We start from the raw sequence: 26894 nt of genomic DNA on the forward strand, positions 1-26894 counted from the left end.
TAGTCTTTATTTAATATTTATTTTGTGCAGATCCGGCTATTTTCATATCTTTATAGTAAAGAATTTGCATTAAAAAAATAGAGATGAGTTTTTGGTGCCTGAACGCTCAATAAAAACTAAAAATTACTGATTTTCAACACACTTTAAGCCAAGGTTCGACTCCCTTCGGTTCCTTCCGAAATAAAATTACCAGATTATATGACCAGTAGCAGTAGGTTGTATTATTAACATCACCAGTTAAGCATTGCTTAATTAACTCAAGTTGTTAGTTATGGTATTATTTTATTTATAGTAAAAGCGAAGATAAACAGTGTTATCTTCAATAGCCATCCTTTGAAAGTTACAGCATGAAGTTTTCTGAGGAACAAACCTTTAATCTCCCTAATCGTTGTTTCTACCCTTTTACGCATATATTCCTTAATAAAGGCAGCGCTTGCACTGTCTTTTCTTGTTGCATTTGATTTGCGGTGTACCTTTAAAGCTATCTGTTCTGTTTCCATTAATTGATCTTCAATTTCGTAGTTGGTATAAGCCGAATCTGCAAATATCTTGCTTTCAGCAGGCAGTTCAAGAGGCAGTTTCCTTAATGCCTGTGCATCATGTTCACTGCCTGGAACAAAACCAAATTCAACCGGAATGCCATCTTTGGTAATCAATAACTGAACTTTTACACCATAAAAATATCTTCTCATACTGGTTTGCTTACCATGCCATTGCTTTCCCTTTAATATTCGGGTTTTCAAGATGCGGATATTATCACATACAGCAACCGGAAAAGAATCCAATACATAATTCATTTCGCAGCTGATATACTTTAAGTAATAGCCAATCTGCATAAATAGACTGTATATTAGTTCAGCAAGGGAATGTAAGCGACGGTTAAAACGGCTTTTATCAAGCATCCTACGTACCATTCCTGTCATTTTCATAAACTGCCGTGCTTTATCCTGATGCCTGCCAAAATATAATGAGGAGACTACCGCAGTTGTAATAATCTCACTGTCGCTAACCTGTCTGCGACTATCTTCATAATGATGGCTTGTTTTCAACAAACCATCTATAAAACAAAATATTCCTATAATTTTATCACTCGTAAGCATCATCATTGGTTCTTTAGTTGTGGTAAACCAAAGTTCTTAGTTTTGATGCTTACTTTTTTATATTAACTAGCAACTTGAGTTAATTAATTAAAATTTCTATCTTTACAGAATAGCATTTGCAGTAAAAAATCAAGGTGAGCAATTCGGTGAGTCACTCATCGAATATATCTATTAAACCATATTAAAGCAGGATTTCAGCCCCGGGTTCGGGAGCCTCGCTCTCCGCCAAATGCAAAAGATAAATTCTTTACATTGCATTAAACGATTTAAAGCCTATAATTTTACAAGATTATAGGCTTTTCTTTTTTTAGTACACATGCAAAAATTTTCATAATCTATGTGGCAGAATTCCAAACTATGGAAAAATACCAGTTACAAACTACTTATATTCAACGCGATTGTGTGTTACCGTTAAAGTCTAATCAAAAATAAATGCTTAATTAAAAGAAATTGCTGCCTTATGCAATATAAATTCAATGCCGACGACGCACAGGGCAAGGTGCAGATTTGCGAGTATGGTGATACTTAAAATATAGTAGGTTTCTATCCAACCAGGAGTAAGAGCAAATACCCGCATACAGATTAACCTTCGAAGATTAGCTTTGTTTAGATGATTTTGGTATTCAACTTAACTAGCTTCACATTTGATTTTCACCCCATTTTTTTAATTGCCCAATTAAAGGGATCAAACTTTTCCCTGTACCGGTTAGTGAATATTCCACTTTTGGAGGCACTTCGTGATATACTTTCTTTGTGAGAAGCTTATCGTGTTCTAGTTCGCGTAAAGTCTGAGTTAGCATTTTGGGGGTAATACCATTGATTATTTTTCGTAATTGCCCATACCGCATTACGTTTTAATTTTCTGCAATATACCAGATAATTCGTCCTTTATATTTCCCTCCTATTCGCTTAAAAGCGAAATCCACAGGACATTCGATCTTAGGAGATTTTTTATTTTCCATTTTTTTGATTTTTTTATCGCTGATAATCAGCATTAATATCCTTCTGGTTTGTAGGTTACTTAAAAGTGCATACTTGTGTTAATGTATAATATGACTGAAATTTATATCAACAAAAATATATTTTTTATGAAAACAACGGTAATAATCACAATTTCTGCAAATGGTAAAATTTTAGTCGCCGATAATGAAAAGCATCAGGCACCACAGGAGGTTTTTAATTTTTTTATGGATAAAGCAAAGTCGGCAGGTAATATCATTTTGGGCAGCACAACGTACAAATTATTTACGACGATCTTTGGTTTAAAGGATTTCTTGTCAGCATTGGACGTTGTTGTACTGTCAAACAAATTAGCGGAATCATCTGACTACAAAGTTGCACGCAGTCCAAAAGAGGCGCTGGACTTTTTAAAAGCCAATAATCATCAAGAAGCAATTGTGCTGGGTGGAGTTAGCGTATACAATTCATTTATAAACGAGGGTCTTTATGACTTACTTTATCTGACTTTGATTCCGATCCTTATTGGTGATGGAGGGGATATTGCAACAAAAAATGACCTATTTACACCGCTATCTGGCATGAAATGGGAAGTGGTTACGGACAATGTTTTAAGAGTTGAATTAACTAAGTAGTCGCTTGCGACATAATAAGCAGACATTGTCACAATCAATAAGGCAATCTCTTTTCGTTACTTATACTTACGTGTTGTCGTCTCGGTTAAATTAAAATCTTTCCATAGAGGGTCAAAGTTTTATGGTATCCCATTATCTTATCCGTCGGCTAACTGATCGGCATTTAAACTATCACAGGCATGCTAACTCCTATTGCCCTGTCGGGTGTAGGTATTATGAAAGCCTCAACAGACTATATTTTATCACTTCCCAATCTTCTTATCATACTCAACCTGAAGTTCATCCAAATAATCATAGAAGTTTTTTACATCCATAAAAACAGCTGGATTATATGGATCCCCGGGTTTGTGTTTTTTGAGGAGGTCAAACTGCGAGCCGTGTGAGGCCACCCAGAGATCGAACTTTAAGTTTTTCATGCTCCGCAATGTATAGGCGTAATCTTTTGCAATTTGAGGATAGGCAGTAACTTCTGCAAATTTTTTATCCGTTACGATAGTAGGTAAATTGGCAATCAGCACCCTGTACTTTCTCTTTTGGTCGTTAGTGGTGAGCAGAAAACTGCATGAACCTTTGGTATGCCCGGGGTGGTGAAGCATGATTAATTCCATCCCTCCTAGCCTGATGATATCCTTATCATGCAAAATACGGTCAACTTTTACAGGTTTGAAAACAGCAACCTTGCCATCCAGATCATAATCAGAACGGCCACCATCAGCTGCTACTTGCGCATCTGCATAATCGACCATAAATTTTGCACCTGTTGCTTTTTTGATGGCAGCCATGGCGCCCAGGTGATCAAAATGCGCTTGTGTAGTCAATAAGATTTTAGTGTCTGATAGTTTAAATCCCAGCTTTTTAATACTTTCTTCGATAAGCTTTTCTGACGATGCCAATCCCGTATTGATGAGGATATTTCCTTTCGACGTAACGAGCAGATAACAAGCCAGATCGGCCGTGCCCACGTAATATAGGTTACCCACAATGCGAAATGGCGGAAAAGGCTTTGACCACTCCGGGTGATTTTTGGATGATGGTTCATGCACTTCTTGTGCCTGCATAGCGCAGTAGCCAAAAGAAATGAGGATCAGTAACAGGATTTTTTTCATATATCTTTTGATCAGATTTAAATCTTATTTTCTAAGTTCAACGCCATAGCGATAAAGATCTTCGTAGATTTCGAAGAACTTATTTTCTTCTTTTTCGCTCAAGGATGTATTGATAAATAAGATCACGGCAACTCCTTTATTCAGATCTGAAAGCATAAAAACCCTCACCCCTGGGTCAGACCCATTATGCCCTATTCTGGTAGCGCCCATTTTGGTTGCCCAGAAAATACCCGAATTTAATGTTTTAGATTTCACATTTTCAGGTTTATGGGTTTCATCAAACTGGAACCGGAGCATTTCTTTAACGGTTTCTGCTTTTAATACCTGTTTGTTTTGATATCTTCCATCACTTAACAGGCAGATAAAGAAATGACTGAGGTCATCTACCGAGCTGCGCACGCCCCCGTCTGGATAGGTGGTGCAGCCGTACAGAGGAATTTCCTGAATTTTATTATCCGTTTTGTCATAAAGTTTGGTATGTTTTTTCAGATTAACTTCTGATAAAAACCATCCAGTATCCTCCATTTTTAATGGATTGAACAGGTATTTTTTGCTGTAATCATTCAGTTTTTGACCAGTCCTGATTTCGACAATATAACCGGCCAGCGCAGCCCCAATATTGGAATACTCACGGAATGTTCCGGGTTTGTGATCCAGAAAGTTTTCTTTCGAATAGTACTGTCCGCCAGGCATAAAATATTGCTGCAGAAAATCGCCCAATGCCTGAGGAGAATCTTTTCCATTAAAGTAAAGGCTATCAGTGTAGAACGGATACCTATCAGTAAGGCCCGAAGCATGCGTAGCTAAGTTTCGCAGGGTTATTTTGTCTTCCGGAAAATAAGGATTTCGAATTTTGAAAGGAAGATAGTTATTGATATCCTCATCCAGTGAGAGTTTGCCTTGTTCTACTGCTCTCATCAGGCAGGCACCGGTTACCGTTTTAGAAACGGATGCAATGTTCATTAAAGTCGACGTGGTGAAAGCCGCTCCTGTTCGCTGATCTGAAAATCCGTATCCTTTTTTCCAAGCTACTTTTTTATTGATAATAATGGCTGCACCAAGTCCCACAATCCCACTTTCAGACATTTTTTTTCTAATCACACTATCAATGTCCGTTTTACCAGCATGATTTTGTGCGGAAACATTTGTATTAAGCAGTAATGTTATCGAACAAAAAAGAAAGATGTATTTATAATCGTTCATAAAATTGATTTTCGAAATTTAAGTTAAAAATTTTATGATTGGTTTATTTAAATAAATTGATTTAGCATTTTCATCATTTCGTGTTCAGGCTTTACGCTTACCTCATCATTAACTATTTCTTAAAACCAGCAACCTGAAAGTTACTCACCAATACCTTTGCACCATTATCATATTGCCACGGAGCCGATATATAAAAGTTTTTAGCCGCTCCGGGACTAAACAAAACAGTATCGGCAAGTTTGATATTGTTGAGGTAAACGGCCATCTGTTCTCCATTCACCGATAGCACAACATGAAGTGGACGGTCAAGCCATGGTGCAAGGTCAAAAGTGGTGCCTACGAACTTTTCGGGTTTATTACTGCCAATATTTACCTGATCGGTATCGTAATAGTGCAGTTGTACATAAGTACCGATATTGCTTTCGTGCTGGCGGACACTATTATCACTTGCAAAACCAAACGACATTGGCGCAATGTCTTTGATCTGGTCTGCTATTGCAATGATATCAAACGATAAGGTAAACTGCTTAGGGTAATTGAGCTGGCGGGAAAATTTGTAAATAGCCTTATCCTTTATATCCATCCATTTGCCTTTTTGGCCATTAATGGTTACTATACCGGCTACACCGTTTGTTTTGAAACTGGTGGCCGTTGCACCAGTTTCAAATGCTGAAAAATCTTCTGTAAGCATAGCAGAATCGCCAATAACAATATTGCTGTTTCCGGAGCTAATTATTGCTTTAGGTTTTGTAGAAACAGTATTTTTATCAACTTTTTTTTCGATGGCTTTCGATGCTTTCTCTTTGGCTTTTTCAAACAGTCCACCTAGCTGGGCATGTACTTCAACCCCTGATAACAACAAAAGCATAATTGTTATCCCTATACTTATTTTAGCTGTTTTCATATAGTAGATTTACGGTTTGTGAATTTAGTGCAACTTAACCTTCACCATCTCTCCATTTTCCTTTACCTCCACGAATGCCTCGATCCTGTCCTCCTTATTTTTGTAATATTCTTTTTTCTCATAGTAATCGGTTCGTCCACCATAATTGTTATAGCCTGAACCCGTATAGGCATTATAGGTACCTCTCAGCGTATAATCTAACATACCCTGCAAAAAATATTTACCAGGTTTCATATCTGGAAAGGTAAATTCTCCATCACTATTCGTAATCGCTTCAAGCCTGTATCTGTAAGCCTGGTCTGAGAGATAGACAAAGCGTTTCCTTCTAATGCTTTCTTTATCTTTTCTAAGCTGGTACCATTCTTCAAAATAAGGTGTAACCGGAAAAAGCACTATTTTTATTTTATTGGCAAGTATACGGGGTGATAACGGGACGCCATACCCCAGCGGATGTTTCTGCCTGGTAAAGGCTACACCTTTGATAACAGCAGTGCCCCTGGCCAGCATTTTTTTGGCCAGCAGGGAGTCGAACGCCATTTCAGGACGGAAAACTTCCACCTTGTCTTTTTTTTCTGGTTCTTTATACTGTGCAGAAACTACAGCTGTTGCTGATACTACATAGAAAAGTGTAAGGACATATTTTTTAAGCTTCATGATATTATTGATATTAAGGATTAATAATTGTTTCGTAAGGAAGATTAAATGTACCATCGGTAATGTTAATGGCCTCTCCTGCACTGTTTCTCACCGTTCCGGAAAAGGCACCTTTGATACCCGTTTTGCTGATCGCTTCAATTTTTACGGTAAATACATCATTGCTAGAAGAAGTATTGTAGACCAGCGTACCATCGCTCTTTTGTATGGCATAACGAGCAATCATATCTTTTTCAACAGGTGTGGCATACGTTCCTGCAGTAATATTGCCACCAAGCCTCCAGAGCTCAAAATCCAGCGATGGCGGAAGAGGACCTGATCCGGAATAAGAGGTCTCATCACCACCAATAACGATATGTTCGAACCGGTTATCATCACCACCTCCCTGAAAATTCACACTGTGGAAGTTTACGGCTTTTCCGCCAATCTTTGCACGGAAATAATAATCTTCACTGGGTGTGCCACCGCCATCATCTTCCTTTGAGCATGCCGAAAGACATATGGTGATAATGATAATACACAGGGCTGCCCAAAAACTGCTTAAGGGCTTTCGGATCAGGTTAGCTTTGGGTGAAAAAGCTTTCGGGGGTAATATTTTCATAGTTTTACGCGCATAATAGTATAAGGTCAAAGCTATTGCAAGTATCAGCCAAAAGAAATACCAGTTTTTACCGTTTTTCATCTACTGGTTTTTCGGTATTTTTTATTAAAGCTGCAGGAAATGATGATGGGCAGGAAATATGTCTGATATTTACAGGTAAATTTGCCCTACCGGAAAGATAACCTGATCTTCGACAGGTGAATAACGTAATTTTTGAGCATGACCAGATTTTTTTTATTCCTGATAGTGATTTTGATCTCATTTAAATCTGTTGGTCAACAGCAGGTTCCCCTTAATGAGCAGCATTATCTCGACAGTCTGCAGCACATTCTGCAGAAGAAAATTACAGATAGTTCAAGAGCGAGCACCAATTTTCTATTGGTAGAATATTGGAAATTTAAAGATACCTTAAAGAGTAAAGCCTATCTGGAGGCAGGTACAGCTGCCGCTAAAAACGATAAATTTTTAAATGCACTGGCACTTTTTTCTAAAGGGCAGTATTATTTTAACTGGAACAAAGCAAAGGCATCCGATGCTTTCAAAAAAGCTGCAGAAGCACTTTCTCCATTCAACACTAAAATTGCCTATGCCAAGCAGGCTGCATCATGGTATAATTATGCTTTGATGAATGTAGACAAAATGGGTTATGGTTTTATGACGAAAATAACTCTGGAAAAAGCTATTCCTATTATAGAAAAAACGGGCGATCCGGCACGCATCGCTTACTATTATACGCAGCTTTCCACTATTCTGATGAACAACTACCAGTTTTCAAAAGCAACGGCCTATAATGAAAAAGCCATCGCCTTACTGGAAACCAAAAATCCTGGTTCTACCGATCTGTTGTTTTCCTATCTTTCAGGGGTAAGCATCTATTGTTATGACAACAAAGCCGACAAAGCCCAGGTACTTCTGGAAAAAGCACAACGGCTGCTGAAGCCATACCCCTCCTCTTTAAACTATCCAATATACTATTATAATGAGGCGCTGTACTATACCACTAAAACATTATACAATAAAGCACTCGCAAGTATAGCTAAGGGGATTCCGCTAGCTAAAAAGTATAACCAGAAACAGATTTACCAGCAATTTTTTTTCAGCAGATATGATATCTATCAGAAGCAGAAAAAATATGCCGAAGCCCGACAGATATTACTGGATATTGTTAAGGAAGGAACTTTGACCGCCAAAATTAATGACAGGGCGGAGATTTATTCGGAACTGGCCAAAGTAAGTGAGAAGCTGGGTGATTATAAAGAAGCATATCGCTGGCTCAGCCAATACAGACAGGCCAGTGACAGTATCAACAGCGACCAGACAAAAGTAAAAATCAATGAGCTGGAAACAAAATACAATAACGCAAAGAATCAGCAAAAAATACAATCGCTTCAATCGGAGAATAAACAGGTACAGCTTAATACCCGTAATGAACGTTTATATAGATTTATACTGGGTTTAGGATGCCTCTTTCTGCTTCTTTTACTGGTTTTTGTTCTCCTTACTGCCCGGAGCAGCCGTAAGCTGGCACAGCAAAAGGAGATTAATTATAAGCAACAGCTTAGCGAAATGGAAAGAAAACAGCAATTAAAGATCACAAAAGCGATGCTTGAAGGTGAAGAGCTGGAAAGAGAACGCGTGGCAAGGGATCTTCACGACGGCCTCGGTGGTATGTTATCTGGCGTTAAAATTGGTCTTTCGGGCTGGACAGATACCCAACCGACTATCTCTGAGGACAAAGACCTTCACCGAATTATCGGTCAGCTCGATACTTCAGTTACGGAACTGCGACGTATTGCCCGCAACATGGTGCCTGAGACCTTATTAAAGTTTGGGCTTGAAACCGCATTAAAAGACCTCTGCGAATTTTATATGCGTGATGGTTTGCGCATCACTTCAGAAATGTTTGGCATTCAAAAAGATATTGCAATGAATGTGCAGCTCAATATTTACCGGATTGTTCAGGAACTCATCTCTAATGCGATTAAACATGCCCACGCAGACAACCTCATATTGCAGTGCAGCCAAAACGAAAATACCATTTTTATTACCTTTGAAGATAACGGACGTGGCTTCGATATGGATACACTTGCTGATAAGACAGGAATGGGGCTGGATAATCTGAAGAACCGTATCGCCTTTTTGCAGGGAAAATTTGAAGTGCACTCTGCTCCTGGCGAAGGAACCAGTATAGATATAGAACTTAAAACCAATATCAATGAATAAACTGCGTACGGTTATAGTAGATGACCATCCCATTGTTATTGAAGGGCTGAAAACACTGCTTAAAAATGAAGACAACCTGGAGGTTATAGGCGGCTTCTCAAATGGCACACAACTGCTCTCTTATTTGGAGCGTAACCCTGTAGATCTAATACTGCTGGATGTTACCTTGCCCGATATCGGTGGTATGGAACTTTGCCAGATCATCAAAGCGCAATTCTCTGCTACCACTATATTAATCCTGAGTAACCATACCGAGCGAAGCATTATTATGCAGACTATACAAAACGGTGCCAGTGGCTATCTGCTTAAAAACAGTTCACTTGATGAGCTTAGGCAATGTATTGCATCCGCTGTAACAGGAAATATCTGTTACAGTAAGGAAGTAGTTGAAATTATTAGCCGACCGACCAAAAACCAGTTGCGCAATACGCCACAGCTCACCAGAAGGGAAAAACAGATTCTATCATTTCTGGCTGAGGGAAAAACCAGTCAGAATATTGCTCAGGAACTATTTCTAAGTCCGCTGACTGTAGATACGCATCGTAGAAACCTGATACAAAAATTTGAAGTTAAAAATGTGGCCGAATTAATAGCCGCTGCCCACCAGCAACAATTGTTGTAAATTATTGATTAATAATTTATTATAACACTATGAGTACATCCGCATACAGATTAACATTTCTGTTTCAATTTTTAGCATTATTCTCTTTTGCACAGCAAAATGCTGGACTTAAAACCCTTTTAAACAAAAAACAGGAGTTCATTTTCCCTCAAACGCCTAAGAAGATTTCAGCGATATTAGGGGTAAAAACGGTATTTTATGAAGATGCTAACGAGCAGCCCTATGCCAGCTGGCTAACCAAATCGGGGCTTGAACTTTATTGTAGCCTTAAAGAAGATAAAAGTATAGATGAAATGTTTTTCAATATTAAAGATGATAGACCTATTGTAGTAGAGGGCTTGCCTTTTAATTTAGTGATGAACAGGACCACTTCTCAACAAATTATGTTAAAATTTAGCAAGTACCAAATCAAGAAAGAAAAACTTGATGAGGATGCTGAATATCCTGGAGGCATAAGACTTTTTTTTAAGAAGGGCGATCGTTTTATCACCCTTCTTTTTGATAGGAAAAACCTCCTTAAATTTTTATCGATCACAAATGAGATCATCGGTCCAGCCGTTAATTGATTTTGGAAAGGGGTTTCTATATTTCGCCCACATTTTCATAAAAATTCACTTGATTTTATTTAGTATATCAGTTTCTGGCCCTTCCAATTGGTTTTGCGTAAAAAGGCTTCCCAGTTTAAGGTGCCAGGATCGATCTGCCGGCTCCATTCCAGATCCTGGTCTTTACTGAAATAGCCGTATTCCACGGCAAATTCTGCCATGCCTAAAATTTCACGTACTAAAATTTCATTGGAAGCAAATTCCGGAAAATGCTGGAGCATTTCATGCCTTTTATATGCCGAACTGTATGCTGCTTTTATACCTGTAACTTTGGTAAAGGTATCCACCATTTCCTGTGGTGAAATGATATCACCAATTACAGGTAAGGATTTACCAGCATATTGATCCGGATTTGAAAGAATCTCTAAAACCGCAGGTCCGGTTGCAGTAAGCGGATCTACGAATGGTGCTGCGAAGTCTTTTGGTAAATAAATTGGAAATATAAGTGTATCGCCTTTTAATTTAGGCGTATAAAATTCCATCAGGTTCGTAAAAAAGAATGCCATGTAGATAAATGTACTTTTAACAGGCAATGTGCGGATATATTCTTCTATTCTGGCTTTATCTGTAAAATGCGGTGCGAATAATTTTCCTCCGGTTAACTTATCTATATTCTCCAAACTACTGAAGATGATCTGCTTTACGCCCGCCTCAACGGCTGCGTCTGCCAGTTCTTTACCCAAATCAAACTCGTAGTTAGCTGGCGGGGCAATGTTCGGCGTCATTAGAAAAATGCTGTCAGCACCACGGAAGGCTTGTGTAAAATCTTTTTTATACCCGGGGTTAAGTGGTAAACTTATCAGCTCAACGCCTTGTTCTGCCAGCTTAATAGCTTCAGGGGCATCGAGCCGGCGGGTTATACCCCGTATCCGGTAAGCGCCGCTTGCGAGTAGCGCACGGGCAACACTATAACCTTGTTTGCCTAAAATTCCGACGATGACGATAAGCGGTTTTTCAACTTGTAGAGTAGTTTTGTTTTCTGTTGATGTATGTGACATTTTCTAATTTATTTATACTATCATTAGTATAGTTGCAAAAGTATTTTTAGTAATATACATTTGCAATAACTATCAAAATAGATAGGCTAAGAAACAATGACAAAAACAGAGTGTGTAGGTGATTATGTGAGGCTAAAAGGCAAAACATACCCTTGTACGGTAAGCCTGACCATGGATTTGATTGGTGGAAAATGGAAGGCCGTAGTTTTATATCATTTAAAAGGCGGACCTAAACGGTACAATGAGCTTCGTAAGGAGATGCCATCCATTACGGAGATGACGCTAAGTCTTCAATTAAAACAGTTGGAGAAAGATGGTTTGGTACTCCGGAAAGTGTACGGCAAAAAGCCGCCAATTAAGGTGATTTATAGTTTAACCGATTTTGGAGAAGGTTTTATTCCCGTTTTGGAGGCCATTACAAACTGCGGCAACCATGTGGTGAGTGCATATGGAGAGTTTATTAAATCTGATTGCGTTTAATGCGCTCGCCTGAATATGATTTAACATAATCAACAGATCAGCTTATAGCCCACTCCCCTTAAACTCATGATCTGAATTTCGGGTTCAGTTTTTAACAGCTTCCGCAGGTGGGCCATAAAAACATCCATGCTACGGCCGTTATAAAAACTGTCTTCACCCCAAATTTTGATTAGCGCATGCTCACGTTCCAGAATGTTGTTGCGGTTTTTCAATAATAATTCAAGCAATATGGTTTCTTTATAAGAAAGTGAATATTCGCCAACTGATGTTTTTATCCTTTGTGTAAGGGCATCGAGTTCACAACTGCGGAATTGGTATTTGCGAATCGCCTCAGTGTTATCCTTTTGTGCATGCCCAAATCTTTTTAAAAGCGATTCCATACGTACTAAAAGTTCATCAATGCTAAAAGGCTTCTTAAGGTAATCGTTTCCTCCACTTTTAAAGCCCATCACCACATCTTCCGTAAGGGCTTTTGCACTCAAAAATATAATGGGGATGTTGGGGTCTGATTTCCTGATTTCGGCAGCCAGCGTATAGCCATCTTTCTGAGGCATCATAATATCAAGGATACAGATATCGGGTTTATTTTCCTGAAATTGTGTCCAGGCGAGTTGGCCGTCCAAAGCCAGATTCACCTCGTAACCGCTACTGCTTAAGCCGTCGAAAACAATACGTGCCAGAAAAGGCTCGTCCTCTGCGTACAAAACTTTAATTTTCTTCATACAGTGGCAAAATAACCATAAAATTACATCCCTTTCCTGCTTTGCTGTGTAAATCAACACGGCCGCCATGCAGCGTTATAACCTGTTTCACATAGTGAAGGCCTAAGCCAGATCCTTTTACATTATGTATGTTATCCTGGTTAAAAATCCTGAAAAACCGCTCAAAAACCTGCTGCAGATAAATTTCATTTATACCGGGCCCATTATCTTTAAAACTGATCGTTAATTGACGATCAGCAATACTAAAAGACACTTCAATTTTGGCCCGAGCCGGAGAATACTTTAATGCATTATCAATCAGATTATAAAAAACATTTGAAATATGCATGGCATCGCCTTTGATAAATAATGGTTCATCAGACGGCAAAAATACCAGTGATGCATTTTTCGCCTTTACCTGCACATCCATGGCAGAAATTACCTGTTGCAGTATTGGTTGGACATCAATCAGGCTCAACTGTAATTGGGTTTCTCCAAGGTCCATCTGCTCCTGTTTAAGTACCTTTTCAATCATGGACTGCAAACGCTGTAATTCGTGGACACTGATATTGATGTAATTCTCCAGTTTTTCTGGCTGATCTATTAAATGATATTTTTTAATGGATTCGAGCGCTACTGAAATTGTAGATATTGGTGTCTGCAGCTCGTGTGTCATATTACTGGTAAAAGTCAACTTCGCCTGTGCATAAAGCTGCTGGTTTTTCATCAGCCTGATGAGCAGATAAAAGGCTGCGGCGGTAAGGAAGAGCATTAGAAAAGATGATATCAAGTAATACCGCATCTGAAAAACAATTAGCCAGGTAATGGAAGGAACAATAAGTTGATACCTGTTCTGAAATTTAAGGTTATAGGTATATTTACCACTTACGAAAGCAGAAAGGGTTTGAGCAGGCAGCTGTCCCTTGATCAACCTCCCGTCTGAATAGTCATAAAGTGCATAATTTCTATTGATATGCCAACCCAATTGATCCAGCCGATGGTTCACCAAACTATCCATTACCTTTAGGTCACGCTGATCTTGCAATGAAACTTCCCGTTGCGATTTTCCATTGGTGACAGCTGAAGATTTATGATCGAATTTTAATTTAGCATCATTTAGAAACGACATTTTCATTTCTACTACCGAGCTATCATTGGTGATCCCATAATGGAACTGGCTTCGCAAATTGTCAACCTTTAGTTCATCAAAGGCCTGCCTTAATGCCGACCACTCCTGAGAAAGGAAAAACTGTTGGAAACGGCCACTTTTTTCGTGTCCTTTAGCGATAGTTCGATAGCTTATCTGCTTGGAAGCATCACTTACTATGGATTCCAGTGTTGTCTGCAATGATTTTTTTTGGGCCAGGTACAACTGCCGGATCCAGGCACACTGCAAGCAAAGGCTGATGACCAGTGTGATCACCGCTAATGGAAAAACATATTTAGACCTCAGCCATTTCATTCCCCTAAAATGAACAAATGATTTTATTGATGGAAGTACAAGCTGAAGATTTAACCTTAATTAACCAAGCTTAACTTTGCTTTACATGGTTAGCCATTAGTTTTGAACCATGAAAAAGTTAAGCATACTCCTATTCTTCTGCCTCCCATTAATGGTTTCTGCCCAATTGCACAAAGGTTTGGTAACCGATAAAAACGGAGCACCCATAGATGGGGTAAGCATTGGCCTTCGCCACGCAGATTCTACCGTAGCGGTACAAATTTCAAAAATTGGCCTATTTAGTTTCCAGCAGCCGTTAAATGGCTATTATGTTTTATCGCTGAAAGCTGTTGGATACAAGGATATAAGCAAACCGCTTCATCTGCCTATGGATTCGATCATAATCGTGATGACTAGTGATGATAGGACTCTGGATCAGGTAACAATATCAGCTTCAAAACCAGTTATTGTCAGAAAAATAGACAGGGTAATATTTAATGTCGAAAATAGCATAGTGGCCAGCGGCACAACGGTATGGGATGCCTTGGGTAAAGCACCTGGTGTACAAACGAAGTTCGATGGTGGGATAACTGCCAACAATAAGGGTGTAGTTATTTATATGGACGATAAACCTATCAGGCTATCAGGCGAAGATCTGGTAGCATATCTCCGCAGTTTACCTTCAGATCATATTGCTAAAATAGAAATTATAGCCAATCCTACGGCAAGGTATGATGCCCAGGGAGGTGCAGTAATCAATATTATTTCTAAAAAAACAAAAGGCGATGGCTATAACGTGATACTCTCAGGCGGTTACACACAATCTACGTATAGCAGCTACAATCCGAGTATGGTATTTAATGACCGGAAAGACAAGCTAAATGTGTATGGCAGTTATGGCTATAGCCGACGCAAAAAAGACCATACGGAAAGTGAATATGTCATTTTTGATTCGCCAGGAAATTATGCTGACTGGAGGAATGAAAAAGTTGGCCTACGCACAGGAAATGCCAATAGTTATAAAGTTGGTGCCGATTATAATCTTACTGATCAACAGTTGATTGGGGTATTGATAAACGGCTACAATGGTGCGAGCAACAGACCAAACAACACATTAACCACTATCATGAACAACCACTCAGCTCGACCCGATTCTATTCTTAATACCCAAAATGTTTCCACTGGAAAAGCCAGTCAATATAGTTTTAATCTCAATTACAAAGTCAAGTTAGATAACAATGGCCGCAATATCAATGTGGATCTGGATTATGTACCCTATCAAAATATGAATAGCCAACAGGTAGATACGTATGGATTTTTAGGTAATGGCAATCCACTGCCTAATCAATATCACATTTTTACCCCATCTAATCAAAATATTGATATTTATTCATGGAAATTAGATTATACAGATAAGTTCTGGAAGAAATGGACATTTGAAGCTGGTCTAAAATATAGCAGTATCGTTACGCGCAACCGCTTTGATTTTTATAATAATCCATCTACTGGTCCTCAATTGGTAAATAGCCGCAGCGACCGTTTTGAATATACCGAAAATATATCGGCCATTTACGCCAGCATTACCGGAGATGTTGGCAAGTGGAGTTTTGAGGGCGGGTTACGTGGCGAATACACCCGTACAAATGGTAAATCGATCGCATTAGACACCAACAATAAGAATAACTATTTCAAGCTCTTCCCTACACTTTTTGTGGTCTATAAAGTAGATAAAGATAATGAAGTCAACCTCAACTATAATTCGAGGATTAGCCGGCCTGAATATTGGAGACTTAATCCTTTTAAATCTTATACAAGTCCTTACACCTACCTGGAAGGAAACCCTGCCTTACAACCAGCTTTTATATACAATGGCGAACTGGGCTACACCTACAAACAGCAATACAATGTTTCATTTTACCTCAGGCGCGTGGTTGATTATTTTAGTAATATTACGGTACAGGATAACATATCAAAACTCTTTTATGATACGCAAAGAAACCTCGATTTAAGTCAGGAAATCGGTTTTTCAGCTTCCTTTCCAATTAAAGCAGCCAAATGGTGGGAAATCAACAACTATGCGCAGGGATCTTATCGTCAGGAAAAGTCGGGATATTTGCAGGCGCGCTACAATTATCATGTCTGGGGCATTTACCTAAGCTCTAATCATGCTTTTACCTTAAATAAGGCTCAGGGTTTGAAAGCAGAAATCAGCGCATGGTACTCTTCCCCTACCATACAGGGTATTTACAAACTGGCAAAACTTTATGATGTGAGCGCAGGCATGAGCAAAAGTATATTAAAAAGCAAAGGGACTTTAAGACTAGCTGTAAACGATATTTTCTATAGTAATACTTATCGCATTGATGTAAATTATGAGAATCAACGTAATGGTTTTTATGAGAAAAGCGATACCCGCAGCGCTACTTTAAGTTTTTCTTACCGGTTAGGGGGAAATCCAACGGCTGCCAGAAAACGGACTTCGGCCAGTGAAGAGGAAAAGAAACGCACACAGTAGTGAATTAGGTTCATTAGATCACTGGTAATTAGGTTCGTTTTACATCGGTTAAAAAGTATTGGTTCTGACAGAGATCGTCATTTCGACCGCAGTGCCTGCCCGTACAGGCGGGGAGAAATCTTTTAACCCATTTCACAGATTTCTCGACTGCGTTGCACTCCGCTTGAAATGACGACCGTATTATAAAATTTATCTAAATCTTAATTATTTAAATGGTTCATGATTAAATCGGTTAATCGACCCTAAACTCCAAACTTACCTATCTACACTCTATTGAATGACCGTAGCCGCCGGTACTATTAGGAGAAAAAAATGGAATGCCCAAATCGGCGGAACGCAAAATAAGTAAAGCGCCCATAAAAAGCATTAACCAGGGAATCAGTCTGTTGGTGTTAAAACGGATGTACTTTTTCAAAAAGATTCCCCCAAGAGAGATCATCAGCATGAGCGGTGTGGTGCCCAAACCAAAAAGAAACATGAATGTAGCACCAGATTGCGTATTGCCTGTATTTAAGGCTGTTGCCAGGGCTAGGTAAACCATTCCGCAAGGAATAATGCCATTAAGCATGCCTGCAAATAATCCCCATAATTTTAAATGGAATACCTTGCCCATTATCTTGCTTAATGGATTCATGGCTTTTATCTGAAGTGCAGAAAATCGGTTTTTATATTTTTTATTAAATTGTAAGGTGGTGAATAGGATTAATACCGAACCAATGATAATACTTAATGTCTTCTGATCGCTAAATAAGCGTATGCTGTTTCCTAGTAACCCAACCATAAAACCTAAAAAGATATAAACTGTAATTCTACCCAGCTGATATAACAGAAGCTGAACGGCACTTGAAAAGAAATTCTGTTTTCTAAAGGGCATGCCCAGCATAATCGGTCCGCACATCACCGCACAGTGGAGGCTTCCGAACAGGCCCATTAAAAATGCCAATGGCAAATAGGCTGTCATAAGGTAATATTATTTTTAAACAGATACGTTTTGCCATTAGTACCCCATGAAAGGTTGATAAACCACATTCCTTTGGCCATTCGAGTTCGGTCTACCAGGATTAGATGTGAAGTTCCGGTTGTATTTCCTTTTAGTTTAACATCATCATCACTGTTGGCGGCCCGCATAAGCACCAGTTCATATTGCGCACTGTCTTTTAACTGTATCACCAACTGGGTATTGGTAATGGTAATTTTAGGTTTAGCATCATCCTGTAATACATGCTGTTTGGCATCATATTCCGCGTTATAATTGATCCCCTTTTCGTAATAATTTTCTTCGATCAGGGCATCCCTACCGTGCATATGGAACATATAAACCACCATCGCTACAATAAACATCATAAATGCAAACATCCCCATTACTATTTTCGTTCCCCAATTCATACGTTTTTGTTTTAAATTTTAATTACTGAATGATTGAGTTTTGAATGAGTGAATGTTCAAAGGCAAATCCCAGATTCAATCACTCCCTAAGTCTATCATTTACTAATTCGCTGATTCTGTCATTCAATCATTCCCTTCCGGCGGTGCAAAAAAACTCGTTTTTGCAGTACTCACTACCTCGCCATTGGCAATCACTTCGAAAACTGCATCTGTTTTATATTTTTTAACAGAATTATTTTTCCTGATCAGAAAGAAAGTGAGGTGTGCGGTACCTTCTTTTGGCAGTACAGTTGCCTTTTGGATAAAATCGATCTGATCGTTACGATCCTGCGACCTGAAAGTAAATTTTACCGCTTTATTCGTTTTGTTTACCAGTTCTGCATTGTAAAGGTTACTGGTTTTATCTGTTCCTCTGTTTTGGTATAAAGTGCCGCTCGCCCTTAAAACCGTGGTTTGAATATTTTCCCTTTTATAAATTAGTGAGGAGAAAACCAGTATGACAACGAACAAAACCGCGGCATAACCATATGATTTTAAAGCGATTTTGTAAGGTTTACGTTCAGCAATAAAATCCTGGTTAAAGAAACCGATCAGGTTTTTAGGTTTCCCTATTTTTAGCATCACCTCATTACATGAATCGATACAGGCCGTACAATTCACACATTCGAGCTGAGTTCCTTTCCGGATATCAATCCCGGTTGGACAAACCTGTACACAAAGTCCGCAATCAATACAATCGCCTGTTTTTTGTTCAATGGCATCTCGTTGTAAACGGCCACGGGGTTCGCCCCTTGTAAAATCATAAGCTACAACCAGGCTTTGGTTATCAAGTAAAACACCCTGGAGTCTACCGTAAGGACAGATTACAGTACATACCACTTCGCGTACATAAGCAAATACACCATAGAAAATGAAGGTAAACAGCCAAATGGATACAAAACCCGAAACATGTTGCGCAATAGGCTCTGTGATGATTTTATACAGCGCATCTGAACCGATCATATAAGCCAGAAAAGTATTGGCAATGGCAAAAGAGATCAATAGAAAAATAAAATGTTTTACACCTTTTTTCCATATCTTTTCTGTGGTCCAGGGCCCATCATCCAGTTTCTTTTGCTTATTTGCATCACCTTCTATCCAGTATTCTATCCTGCGGAAAACCATCTCCATAAAAATGGTCTGCGGACAGGCCCATCCGCACCAAAGCCTGCCCAATACCACCGTAAAACAAACAATGAAGATGATAAAGATGAGCATAGCGAGCGCAAACAGGTAAAAATCCTGTGGGGTAAAAATCAAACCAAAGAAAACAAATTTCCTTTCGATGAAATTCAACAAGACCAATTGCTCGCCATTAAATTTCAGAAACGGACAAGAAAACAGAAACAACAGCAGTACATAACTAACCCATTTGCGGTAGGTATACAATTTACCCGACGGTTTTTTAGGGTAAATTGTTTTTTTGTCCCTGCTCTTATTTCCGGGTTTATTTTTTGGTAACATCGGCTTGATTTACACTGTCTTTTGCTGCTTTCATCTCATTATCTTTTACGTCTTTTGCTTCGTATTTTTCGCCCTGCGGGGCTTTTGCACCGGCGGGATTACTACCATTTAACGAAAGGATAAAATTAGCTACGGCACTGATCTGTTTAGGGTTAAGGTTTTTCTCCCAGCTGATCATTCCCTTTTCAGGTACACCGTATTTAATGGTTTTAAATACATTGTTAATGCCTCCACCATGTAACCAGTAATCGTCGGTTAAGTTAGGGCCAATTACACCTTGCCCTTTATCGCCATGGCAAACCACACAGTTGGCATTAAATATGGTTTTTCCTTCTTCCAGTACCGTTGGCGTATTATCAAGCTTTACTGAATTTTCGTCGATGATATTGGCTGATTTTTCGAGAAATGCAGCTTTTTCTGTTTTCGCTTTGGCCATTTCGTTTTCATATTCTTTATCCTGAAGATCTCCATAACCACCGATGTGGTAATAAAATAGATAACATGCAGCGAAGATCATTGTGCCAAAAAAGAGAAAGTTAAACCAGGCTGGCACTGGGTTGTTCAACTCTTTGATGCCATCATAAGCGTGATCAATGACCAGGTTCTTTTCTTCCTCAATAGGTTTTAAGCCCAATAATTTTGTCCAGATGGATGGTTTTACGTTTTTCTGTTTCAACCAGCTATCATAATCAAGTGCTTCCTCTTTTACAGGTCCGTTGTATTTGGTAGGGTTTAACTGTTCCTGATACATTACTTTAAACGCATTGAGCAGTGTCAGCGAAACAAAAAGCAGTACCAATGCAAACAGCAAAAGCAGTATAATGAGTATTTCAGTTTGGCTTAGTCCTAATCCAGCCTGAGAAGGAGCTATTGCTTCTGCTGTTTTTTCTTCCGCAGCATAAGTGACCACAGATAAAAACAGTGAAAATAATAATAGTTTAATCTTCTTCATATGGATTGGTTTTATGGTCTTGAAAAGGGATTTCGCTCATGGTTTTGATATGGTTTTTACTTAATTTGAAGAGGTAAACCCCAACAATTACAAAAAACAACATGAACATAAGCAGAGAGGTAACGAGGTATATTTCGCCGCCGGCTAAATCTTTAATCTGATTGAACATATTTTATTGATTTGAAGGAATGGTTTCTTTATTGGCTTTAATATCAGTACCCAATCGTTGCAGATAAGCAATAATGGCTACAATTTCACGGTCGCTTTTAACCTTAATGTTATTTTGTTTCAGGTCTGATGTAATTTTCTCCGCCTGAACTTTTAAATCATCATTGGCATGTTTATCATATCCTTCAGGGTACGGAACGCCCAGTGTTTGCATAGCCCTGATTTTACTGGCAGTGGTATTGATATCCAGTTTCTGCTCAATAAGCCAAGGATATGGCGGCATAATACTTCCGGGCGACATTGAGGTCGGATCAACCAGGTGGTTATAATGCCAGGCATCAGAATACTTTCCGCCTACGCGGTGAAGATCCGGCCCTGTACGTTTACTGCCCCATAAAAACGGGTGATCGTAAACAAATTCTCCTGCCTTACTGTATTCGCCATAACGTTCGGTTTCTGAACGGAAAGGTCGCACCGTTTGCGAATGGCAGTTTACACAACCTTCTCTGATGTATAAATCCCTGCCCTGCAGCTCAAGTGCAGTATATGGTTTTACACTTGCAATGGTAGGTACGTTAGATTGAATGGTGAAAGTTGGCATCATTTCTACCATTCCCCCAATCAGGATAATGATCAACGATAATACCATGAATTTCATTGGTTTACGTTCCAACACCCTGTGCCAGGCTTTATCTGCCGGACTGCTGTCTACCACAATTTTAGTTAAAGGCATGGCTTCAGCTGCTTCGTTGGCTACCAGTTTAGCACCAAGCATGGTTTTCGCCAGGTTATAGGTCATTACAATTACCCCGGTTAAATAGAGCGCACCGCCGATAGAGCGTAAAACATGCATCGGGATAATCTGTAAGGTAGTGGCCAGAAAATTAGGATATTTCAATAAACCTTCAGGGGTAAATTCTTTCCACATCAATCCTTGCGTAAAACCTGCCCAATACATCGGGATGGCGTAAAAGAGGATGCCCAAAGTACCGATCCAAAAGTGGAAGCCAGCTAGTTTTTTAGAGTACAGTTCTGTTTTATAAATACGTGGGATTAACCAGTACAATACACCGAAGGTTAAAAAGCCATTCCAGCCCAAAGCGCCAACATGTACATGGGCTACAATCCAATCGGTAAAGTGTGCTACCCCATTTATTTGTTTTAATGATAATAAAGGACCTTCAAAAGTGGCCATACCATAAGCAGTAAGCGCAACCACCATAAATTTGAGTGTCACATCTTCCCGTACTTTATCCCAGGCACCACGAAGCGTCAACAAACCATTAATCATACCGCCCCAGCTTGGTGCAATTAACATGATGGAAAAAGCAACGCCTAGTGACTGTGCCCAACCCGGTAATGAAGTGTATAATAAGTGATGGGGACCTGCCCAGATATAGATAAAAATGAGCGACCAGAAGTGTAAGATACTCAGTTTATAAGAATAAACAGGTCGACCAGCCATTTTTGGCAAGAAATAATACATCATGCCCAGGTAAGGCGTGGTGAGGAAAAACGCTACGGCATTATGTCCGTACCACCATTGTACTAAAGCATCCTGAACGCCTGCATACAAATAGTAACTTTTCATAAAAGAAACAGGCAGCTCAAAAGAGTTTACAATGTGTAATACCGCAATGGTTACGAAAGTGGCGATGTAAAACCAGATCGCCACGTAAAGATGGCGCTCTCTTCTTTTAATAATGGTCCCGAACATGTTGATACCAAATACCACCCAGATTAGGGTAATGGCAATATCAATTGGCCATTCGAGTTCGGCATATTCGTGTGAAGTGGTAAAACCCAGTGGAAGGGTAATTACGGCTGATAGGATAATGAGCTGCCAGCCCCAAAAATGGATTTTGCTAAGCACGTTGCTAAACATCCTGGCTTTAAGTAAACGCTGTAGCGAATAATAAACGCCCATAAAAATGGCATTTCCAACAAAGGCGAAAATTACAGCATTGGTGTGTAAAGGCCTGATTCTACCAAAGGTGGTGTACTGGTTACCCAGGTTCATGGCCGGTTTAAAGAGCTGCATGGCAACCAGGAGTCCAACGGTCATTCCTATAATTCCCCAAACCAGGGTGGCAATGCCAAAGTTTCTGACAATCCTGTTATCGTAAGTAAATTTTTCTAGCTGCATAATAGAAGCGGAATTTTGTATGTTTTGTACACCAAAGGTATCCTGCAGCCTGCTGATAAAGGATGATAGCGGTTAGCTGGAAAAGTGATCTTCTTCACTTTTTTCGGCAGTCACTTCATCATCAAACAATATGCGCATACCTGGGGTGTGTACATCATCGTTTTGTCCGGTTTTATATGCCCAAAAGAAAGCACCCAAAAAAATGAGTGCCATTAAAACGCTGCAGCCAACTAAAAAATAAAGTATGTTCATATCAGTTTGTTTTTACGGGCAAACCAGCGGGTAGCCAGGGTGGTGAATAAAATAATGGTAACAGTACTAATGGGCATCAGTATTGCTGCAACCAACGGATAAAGTGTTCCCTGTACCGCATAGTAGATTCCAATACAATTATAGGCAATGGCAATAGCAAAACTGATTTTAATCACTTTAAGCCCATCTTTACTAAGCTGAATAAAGTTTGGGAGGTAGTTCAATGCGTTCCCTTGTAGAATGGCATCACAACCTGGCGTAAAATTATTGATATTATCGGTTAAAGCTATCCCAAAGTTGCTTTGCTTTAAAGCGCCGGCATCATTTAGCCCATCGCCGAGCATCAATACATTATTTCCCCTTTCCTGAAGGCTTAAAACAGCTTCGAGTTTCTGGTGTGGACGCTGGTGAAACCTAATGGTTGTTTTTTCAGGAAAAATAGTCTGCAGCATGGAATGGTCTTTATCGGTATCGCCTGATAAAACCTGGAGTTCAAACTTAGAGAGTTTCGAAACCAACTGCCCCAACCCGGCACGCCATTGCTGTTTAATATCAAAACAACCTTTATAAGTATGGTCGATCAGAATATGTACACCAGTTTCACCAACCGGTTTTACGGCTACCGGCAGCATCGATAAATGACCGGCATAAATAACATGGTTGTTTATTTTAGCAGATAAACCTTTACCCACCAATTCTTTATAATCTTTAAGCGAATAAAATCTTTCAACATTTAAAGCCTTTAAAATATGCCGGCTTAAGGGATGGGTGGAGTTGCGCAACAACGAAGCCACAATCCTTTCTTCCTCGTCTGTTAGATATCCGCTAAAAGAAATTTCGGCATTTTCATTACTGGTTAAGGTACCCGTTTTATCAAAAATCAGGGTATCGCATTTGGACAGTTCTTCAACCGCATCAGTATTTTTTACATAAAATCCTTTTTTATCAAAAACAGATAAAATGGCTGATAAAGTGAATGGCGTGCTTAAAGCCAGTACGCAGGGACAGGCCACAATAATAACCGCAGTAAATGCCGACCAGGCTTTGTGGCTATCATGCTGAAACAACCAATAACCCGTAGCTGCAAAAGCGATCAGAAAAACACCGAGACTGAAATATTTCGCTACAGAATCGTTAAAATTCTGCTTTTCGGTATTGCTTTTATAATGCTCGTTGTTCCAGAGTCCGGTAAGGTAACTTTGCGAAACGGGTTTGATTACTTCGAGTTCAATAGCTTCGGTGGTTTGCCTCCCTCCTGCATAAATGATTTCACCCAGTACTTTATGGATCGGTTCCGATTCGCCGGTAACAAAACTCATATCCACCCAGGCATCACCCTTCATTAAGATGGCATCTGCAGGCACCAGTTCTCCATTTCTGATCCACAATCTGTCGCCTATTTTAACGTGGTTAATAGGCACAGGTTTTTCTTTGCCATTTTGTAAGGTAGTAACTGCAATAGGAAAATAAGAACGGTAATCGCGGTCGAACGAAATGTGGTGGTAGGTACGCTGTTTAAGCCATTTACCCATTAAAAGTAAAAAAACCAGCCCGGTTAAGGTATCAGCAAAACCTGGTCCGGTGGAAAAAATGACTTCAAAAGCAGTACGTAAAAACAATACCGCAATAATGAGTGCTAAAGGCGTATCTAAATTGATGTGTTTATGTTTGATACTGGCAATGGCCGAGGTAAAATAATCGCGTCCACAGTAGAAAGCCGCAGGGATAGAAAATGCCAGGTTTAACCAACCGAATAAGTACTGAAACTGTTTTTCGAAACCCGATAAACCAAAGTATTCAGGAAAACTGAAAAGCATCACATTCCCCATTAAAAATCCGGCAACAGCAATTTTCAGCACTAAAGCTTTGTCAACCGAACTGCTGTGTGCCTTTACTACATCCTGAAGACTGATTAAAGGTTCATAACCAATCTGATTTAAAGTTTCGACCAGATGTTTAAGTGAAATCTCCTCATGGTTAAAGTGGATGGTTACCTGCTTTTTAAGAAAATCAATCCGCGAGCTGAAAATAGCCGCATTGATTTTATACAGGTGTTCTAATAACCAGATACAGGAACTGCAGTGGATGGCAGGAATGTAAAATGTAATGATGCTCGAATGCTCATGTTTATAATCAATCAATTGATCAATAATTTTAGGATCATCGAGGTATTCCAGATGGCTTTCATTTTTTAACTGTCTCCCAGGCGTATTGTTGTACACATAATAATTGCAGAGGTTGTTTTCTGAAAGGATTTTGAAAACAGCCATACAGCCCGCGCAGCAAAAATCTTTATCGTCTGTTTGATATTTTACCTTGGGCAGATCTTCTCCACAGTGGTAGCAAATGGCTTTAGTTGCGGTTTTACTTTGATCTTCCATTGTAATTGTTGCTTATATTGATGAACTGAAAAGTTGTGTTTTAGGTTGTTTAAGCCATAATTTCTCGTCGAAGGCCATACAAACATTTCGAAGGAAGGATTTTCCTCTGGTAGTAATCCTGATTTCTTTTTCAGTTACCAATATTAGCTTATCATGCAATAAAGGCAAAAGCCGTTTATGAACCTGTTCCGGAATGCTATTGTTGTAGGTAGTATTGGACCTGCACATGATATTAAGAATATGTTTTCTTACAGCAAGGTCTTCATCTGTTAAAAAATGTCCTTTTTCTACAGGCAATAACTGCTGCGCAATTTTTTTCAAATAAGCCTCTACCGTTTTAGGATTTTGCGCAAAGGCGGTCCAGCTATCACTGATCGATGAAACACCAAGTCCGATGAGTAAATGGGTATGCTGACTGGTATAGCCCATAAAATTACGGTGGAGTTTATCGGATGCCATCGACTGAAACAAGGGGTCACTTTTCAAGGCAAAATGGTCCATGCCTACATCTTCGTAACCGGCATCAAGCAGTAGCTTTCTGCCAAATTGGTAAAGTGCAAATTTTTCATCTCCTGCAGGGATATCCTTTTCAGTATAATGCCTTTGTCCGGGTTTTATCCAGGGCACATGCGCATAACTATAAAAGGCAATACGGTCTGGTTTCATGCTGATCACATCGTTTACCGTACGCTCCAACCCCTCAATACACTGGCCAGGCAGCCCGTAAATCAAATCGAAATTGATTGATGTATAACCGGTTTCCCTTGCTTCGTTGGTTACTTGGGCTACTTGCTCTGGTGTTTGAAAACGATTGATTAAAAACTGTACTTTAGGATCAAAATCCTGGATTCCTAAGCTTAATCTGCTAAATCCGAGTTGGTAAAGGGTTGTTAAATGCGCTTTGGTCGTATTGGCCGGATGAGCCTCAAAAGAAAGTTCGGCATCGGGAGCCAGGCTTGCATTCTGCATGATGCCATTAATGAGGAGCTCTAGATTTTCTGCACTAAAAAAAGTAGGCGTTCCACCACCAAGATGTAATTCCTTTAGTTTAGGTTTCTCCTGTAGGGCATCTACATACATGCGCCATTCTGCAAGTACAGCATTGATATATGGCAACTCTACTGAATGATTTTTGGTAATACGGGTATTACATCCACAGTAGGTACACAGGCTTTCGCAAAAAGGCAGATGAATATACAAACTGATTCCTTCGTCTTTATAGCTTGCATAGGTTTCCGTTACCCTATTCAGCCATTCGCCTGCACTGAAGTTTTCGATATCCCAGTACGGAACAGTTGGATAACTGGTATAGCGCGGAGCAGCAACATTATATTTTTTAAGCAATTCTGCACTTTCCATGT

The 26894-nt window shown here is 39.4% G+C and carries 25 protein-coding genes; 6 read left to right on the plus strand and 19 right to left on the minus strand.

The genetic code is table 11. The features are described 5' to 3' along the window. Positions 1-269: 269 nt before the first annotated feature. Both BLR60_RS02700 and BLR60_RS25175 read right to left on the minus strand, forming a co-directional pair. On the minus strand, positions 270-1100 hold the full coding sequence (locus BLR60_RS02700) for an IS982 family transposase (RefSeq protein WP_090496715.1): 831 nt from the start codon (positions 1098-1100) through the stop codon (positions 270-272). Positions 1101-1738: 638 nt separating this feature from the next. Next, on the minus strand, positions 1739-1948 hold the full coding sequence (locus tag BLR60_RS25175; protein WP_262502242.1) for a winged helix-turn-helix transcriptional regulator: 210 nt from the start codon (positions 1946-1948) through the stop codon (positions 1739-1741). Between the two features lie 240 nt (positions 1949-2188). On the opposite strand from BLR60_RS25175, the gene BLR60_RS02710 reads away from it, so the two are divergent. Next, positions 2189-2692 (plus strand): dihydrofolate reductase family protein, encoded by a 504-nt coding sequence (locus BLR60_RS02710; protein WP_167354668.1) that lies wholly within the window; start codon positions 2189-2191, stop codon positions 2690-2692. 242 nt (positions 2693-2934) lie between these two features. On the opposite strand, the gene bla is transcribed toward BLR60_RS02710, so the two are convergent. From bla to BLR60_RS02735, 5 genes are all read right to left on the minus strand, one after another. After that, the gene (bla, locus tag BLR60_RS02715; RefSeq protein ID WP_090496505.1) at positions 2935-3798 is read right to left on the minus strand and encodes a subclass B3 metallo-beta-lactamase; all 864 of its coding nucleotides are present in this window, start codon (positions 3796-3798) and stop codon (positions 2935-2937) included. 24 nt (positions 3799-3822) lie between these two features. Then, positions 3823-5001, minus strand: a complete 1179-nt coding sequence (locus BLR60_RS02720; protein ID WP_090496506.1) for a serine hydrolase domain-containing protein — start codon at positions 4999-5001, stop codon at positions 3823-3825. Between the two features lie 112 nt (positions 5002-5113). Beyond that, the gene (locus tag BLR60_RS02725; protein ID WP_090496507.1) at positions 5114-5905 is read right to left on the minus strand and encodes a hypothetical protein; all 792 of its coding nucleotides are present in this window, start codon (positions 5903-5905) and stop codon (positions 5114-5116) included. Positions 5906-5929: 24 nt separating this feature from the next. Then, positions 5930-6559: a carboxypeptidase-like regulatory domain-containing protein gene (locus BLR60_RS02730; RefSeq protein ID WP_090496717.1), complete on the minus strand. Its 630-nt coding sequence runs from the start codon at positions 6557-6559 to the stop codon at positions 5930-5932. Positions 6560-6572: 13 nt separating this feature from the next. Further along, positions 6573-7160 carry a hypothetical protein gene (locus BLR60_RS02735; protein ID WP_090496508.1) on the minus strand — a complete coding sequence of 196 codons (588 nt, stop codon included), beginning with the start codon at positions 7158-7160 and terminating at the stop codon, positions 6573-6575. Between the two features lie 219 nt (positions 7161-7379). Between BLR60_RS02735 and BLR60_RS02740 the strand changes: the two genes are divergently transcribed. Genes BLR60_RS02740 through BLR60_RS02750 form a run of 3 tightly spaced genes read left to right on the plus strand, consistent with a single transcriptional unit; the run spans position 7380 to position 10571 of the window. Further along, positions 7380-9383, plus strand: coding sequence for a tetratricopeptide repeat-containing sensor histidine kinase (locus BLR60_RS02740; RefSeq protein ID WP_090496509.1), 2004 nt, complete (start codon positions 7380-7382; stop codon positions 9381-9383). Beyond that, positions 9376-10005 (plus strand): response regulator transcription factor, encoded by a 630-nt coding sequence (locus BLR60_RS02745; RefSeq protein ID WP_090496510.1) that lies wholly within the window; start codon positions 9376-9378, stop codon positions 10003-10005. The genes BLR60_RS02740 and BLR60_RS02745 overlap by 8 nt, the downstream gene beginning before the upstream one ends. Before the next feature lie 29 nt (positions 10006-10034). Beyond that, a complete protein-coding gene (locus tag BLR60_RS02750) occupies positions 10035-10571 on the plus strand; it encodes a hypothetical protein (RefSeq protein ID WP_090496511.1) in 537 nt (178 codons plus the stop codon). A 59-nt stretch (positions 10572-10630) separates the two neighbouring features. Here the strand turns inward: BLR60_RS02750 and BLR60_RS02755 are convergent, their stop codons facing one another. Further along, positions 10631-11608: an NmrA/HSCARG family protein gene (locus BLR60_RS02755; RefSeq protein ID WP_090496512.1), complete on the minus strand. Its 978-nt coding sequence runs from the start codon at positions 11606-11608 to the stop codon at positions 10631-10633. 96 nt (positions 11609-11704) lie between these two features. Between BLR60_RS02755 and BLR60_RS02760 the strand changes: the two genes are divergently transcribed. Beyond that, entirely contained in the window at positions 11705-12088 is a 384-nt protein-coding gene (locus BLR60_RS02760) for a winged helix-turn-helix transcriptional regulator (protein ID WP_090496513.1), read from the plus strand. Between the two features lie 29 nt (positions 12089-12117). Here BLR60_RS02760 and BLR60_RS02765 read toward each other — a convergent pair whose 3' ends face one another. Continuing rightward, a complete protein-coding gene (locus BLR60_RS02765; protein WP_090496514.1) occupies positions 12118-12810 on the minus strand; it encodes a response regulator transcription factor in 693 nt (230 codons plus the stop codon). Next, entirely contained in the window at positions 12797-14251 is a 1455-nt protein-coding gene (locus BLR60_RS02770; protein ID WP_090496515.1) for a sensor histidine kinase, read from the minus strand. Before BLR60_RS02770 ends, BLR60_RS02765 begins: the two co-directional genes overlap by 14 nt. A 1105-nt stretch (positions 14252-15356) precedes the next feature. Between BLR60_RS02770 and BLR60_RS25395 the strand changes: the two genes are divergently transcribed. Next, entirely contained in the window at positions 15357-16745 is a 1389-nt protein-coding gene (locus BLR60_RS25395) for an outer membrane beta-barrel family protein (protein WP_394333547.1), read from the plus strand. Positions 16746-17004: 259 nt separating this feature from the next. Here BLR60_RS25395 and BLR60_RS02780 read toward each other — a convergent pair whose 3' ends face one another. The 9 genes from BLR60_RS02780 to hemN form a co-directional block, all read right to left on the minus strand. Next, on the minus strand, positions 17005-17706 hold the full coding sequence (locus BLR60_RS02780) for a sulfite exporter TauE/SafE family protein (protein ID WP_090496517.1): 702 nt from the start codon (positions 17704-17706) through the stop codon (positions 17005-17007). Next, on the minus strand, positions 17703-18131 hold the full coding sequence (locus BLR60_RS02785; protein WP_090496518.1) for a FixH family protein: 429 nt from the start codon (positions 18129-18131) through the stop codon (positions 17703-17705). The genes BLR60_RS02780 and BLR60_RS02785 overlap by 4 nt, the downstream gene beginning before the upstream one ends. A 123-nt stretch (positions 18132-18254) precedes the next feature. Continuing rightward, positions 18255-19634 (minus strand): cytochrome c oxidase accessory protein CcoG, encoded by a 1380-nt coding sequence (ccoG, locus tag BLR60_RS02790; RefSeq protein ID WP_090496519.1) that lies wholly within the window; start codon positions 19632-19634, stop codon positions 18255-18257. Then, the gene (locus tag BLR60_RS02795) at positions 19618-20586 is read right to left on the minus strand and encodes a cbb3-type cytochrome c oxidase N-terminal domain-containing protein (protein WP_244155572.1); all 969 of its coding nucleotides are present in this window, start codon (positions 20584-20586) and stop codon (positions 19618-19620) included. Before BLR60_RS02795 ends, ccoG begins: the two co-directional genes overlap by 17 nt. After that, a complete protein-coding gene (locus BLR60_RS02800) occupies positions 20573-20755 on the minus strand; it encodes a hypothetical protein (RefSeq protein WP_090496520.1) in 183 nt (60 codons plus the stop codon). Before BLR60_RS02800 ends, BLR60_RS02795 begins: the two co-directional genes overlap by 14 nt. 3 nt (positions 20756-20758) lie before the next feature. Then, positions 20759-22900 (minus strand): cytochrome-c oxidase, cbb3-type subunit I, encoded by a 2142-nt coding sequence (gene ccoN / locus BLR60_RS02805; RefSeq protein WP_090496521.1) that lies wholly within the window; start codon positions 22898-22900, stop codon positions 20759-20761. A gap of 72 nt (positions 22901-22972) precedes the next feature. Further along, positions 22973-23152 (minus strand): cbb3-type cytochrome oxidase assembly protein CcoS, encoded by a 180-nt coding sequence (gene ccoS / locus BLR60_RS02810; protein WP_090496522.1) that lies wholly within the window; start codon positions 23150-23152, stop codon positions 22973-22975. Further along, positions 23149-25533: a heavy metal translocating P-type ATPase gene (locus BLR60_RS02815; RefSeq protein WP_090496523.1), complete on the minus strand. Its 2385-nt coding sequence runs from the start codon at positions 25531-25533 to the stop codon at positions 23149-23151. The genes ccoS and BLR60_RS02815 overlap by 4 nt, the downstream gene beginning before the upstream one ends. 12 nt (positions 25534-25545) lie before the next feature. Beyond that, positions 25546-26892 carry an oxygen-independent coproporphyrinogen III oxidase gene (hemN, locus tag BLR60_RS02820; RefSeq protein ID WP_090496524.1) on the minus strand — a complete coding sequence of 449 codons (1347 nt, stop codon included), beginning with the start codon at positions 26890-26892 and terminating at the stop codon, positions 25546-25548. Between the last annotated feature and the right edge of the window lie 2 nt (positions 26893-26894).

Source organism: Pedobacter terrae, assembly GCF_900100705.1.
Classification (GTDB): domain Bacteria; phylum Bacteroidota; class Bacteroidia; order Sphingobacteriales; family Sphingobacteriaceae; genus Pedobacter; species Pedobacter terrae.

Coding starts and splice junctions, on each gene's coding strand:
- BLR60_RS02755 (WP_090496512.1), bottom strand. CDS start 11,608: ATGTCACATACATCAACAGAAAACAAAACTACTCTACAAGTTGAAAAA.
- BLR60_RS02735 (WP_090496508.1), bottom strand. CDS start 7,160: ATGAAAATATTACCCCCGAAAGCTTTTTCACCCAAAGCTAACCTGATC.
- BLR60_RS25175 (WP_262502242.1), bottom strand. CDS start 1,948: ATGCGGTATGGGCAATTACGAAAAATAATCAATGGTATTACCCCCAAA.
- BLR60_RS02725 (WP_090496507.1), bottom strand. CDS start 5,905: ATGAAAACAGCTAAAATAAGTATAGGGATAACAATTATGCTTTTGTTG.
- BLR60_RS02700 (WP_090496715.1), bottom strand. CDS start 1,100: ATGCTTACGAGTGATAAAATTATAGGAATATTTTGTTTTATAGATGGT.
- BLR60_RS02750 (WP_090496511.1), top strand. CDS start 10,035: ATGAGTACATCCGCATACAGATTAACATTTCTGTTTCAATTTTTAGCA.
- ccoN (WP_090496521.1), bottom strand. CDS start 22,900: ATGCAGCTAGAAAAATTTACTTACGATAACAGGATTGTCAGAAACTTT.
- BLR60_RS02815 (WP_090496523.1), bottom strand. CDS start 25,533: ATGGAAGATCAAAGTAAAACCGCAACTAAAGCCATTTGCTACCACTGT.
- BLR60_RS02710 (WP_167354668.1), top strand. CDS start 2,189: ATGAAAACAACGGTAATAATCACAATTTCTGCAAATGGTAAAATTTTA.
- ccoS (WP_090496522.1), bottom strand. CDS start 23,152: ATGAACATACTTTATTTTTTAGTTGGCTGCAGCGTTTTAATGGCACTC.
- BLR60_RS02800 (WP_090496520.1), bottom strand. CDS start 20,755: ATGTTCAATCAGATTAAAGATTTAGCCGGCGGCGAAATATACCTCGTT.
- ccoG (WP_090496519.1), bottom strand. CDS start 19,634: ATGTTACCAAAAAATAAACCCGGAAATAAGAGCAGGGACAAAAAAACA.
- BLR60_RS02785 (WP_090496518.1), bottom strand. CDS start 18,131: ATGAATTGGGGAACGAAAATAGTAATGGGGATGTTTGCATTTATGATG.
- BLR60_RS02770 (WP_090496515.1), bottom strand. CDS start 14,251: ATGAAATGGCTGAGGTCTAAATATGTTTTTCCATTAGCGGTGATCACA.
- BLR60_RS02730 (WP_090496717.1), bottom strand. CDS start 6,559: ATGAAGCTTAAAAAATATGTCCTTACACTTTTCTATGTAGTATCAGCA.
- hemN (WP_090496524.1), bottom strand. CDS start 26,892: ATGGAAAGTGCAGAATTGCTTAAAAAATATAATGTTGCTGCTCCGCGC.
- bla (WP_090496505.1), bottom strand. CDS start 3,798: ATGAAAAAAATCCTGTTACTGATCCTCATTTCTTTTGGCTACTGCGCT.
- BLR60_RS02765 (WP_090496514.1), bottom strand. CDS start 12,810: ATGAAGAAAATTAAAGTTTTGTACGCAGAGGACGAGCCTTTTCTGGCA.
- BLR60_RS02720 (WP_090496506.1), bottom strand. CDS start 5,001: ATGAACGATTATAAATACATCTTTCTTTTTTGTTCGATAACATTACTG.
- BLR60_RS02795 (WP_244155572.1), bottom strand. CDS start 20,586: ATGAAGAAGATTAAACTATTATTATTTTCACTGTTTTTATCTGTGGTC.
- BLR60_RS02745 (WP_090496510.1), top strand. CDS start 9,376: ATGAATAAACTGCGTACGGTTATAGTAGATGACCATCCCATTGTTATT.
- BLR60_RS02780 (WP_090496517.1), bottom strand. CDS start 17,706: ATGACAGCCTATTTGCCATTGGCATTTTTAATGGGCCTGTTCGGAAGC.
- BLR60_RS02740 (WP_090496509.1), top strand. CDS start 7,380: ATGACCAGATTTTTTTTATTCCTGATAGTGATTTTGATCTCATTTAAA.
- BLR60_RS02760 (WP_090496513.1), top strand. CDS start 11,705: ATGACAAAAACAGAGTGTGTAGGTGATTATGTGAGGCTAAAAGGCAAA.
- BLR60_RS25395 (WP_394333547.1), top strand. CDS start 15,357: ATGAACAACCACTCAGCTCGACCCGATTCTATTCTTAATACCCAAAAT.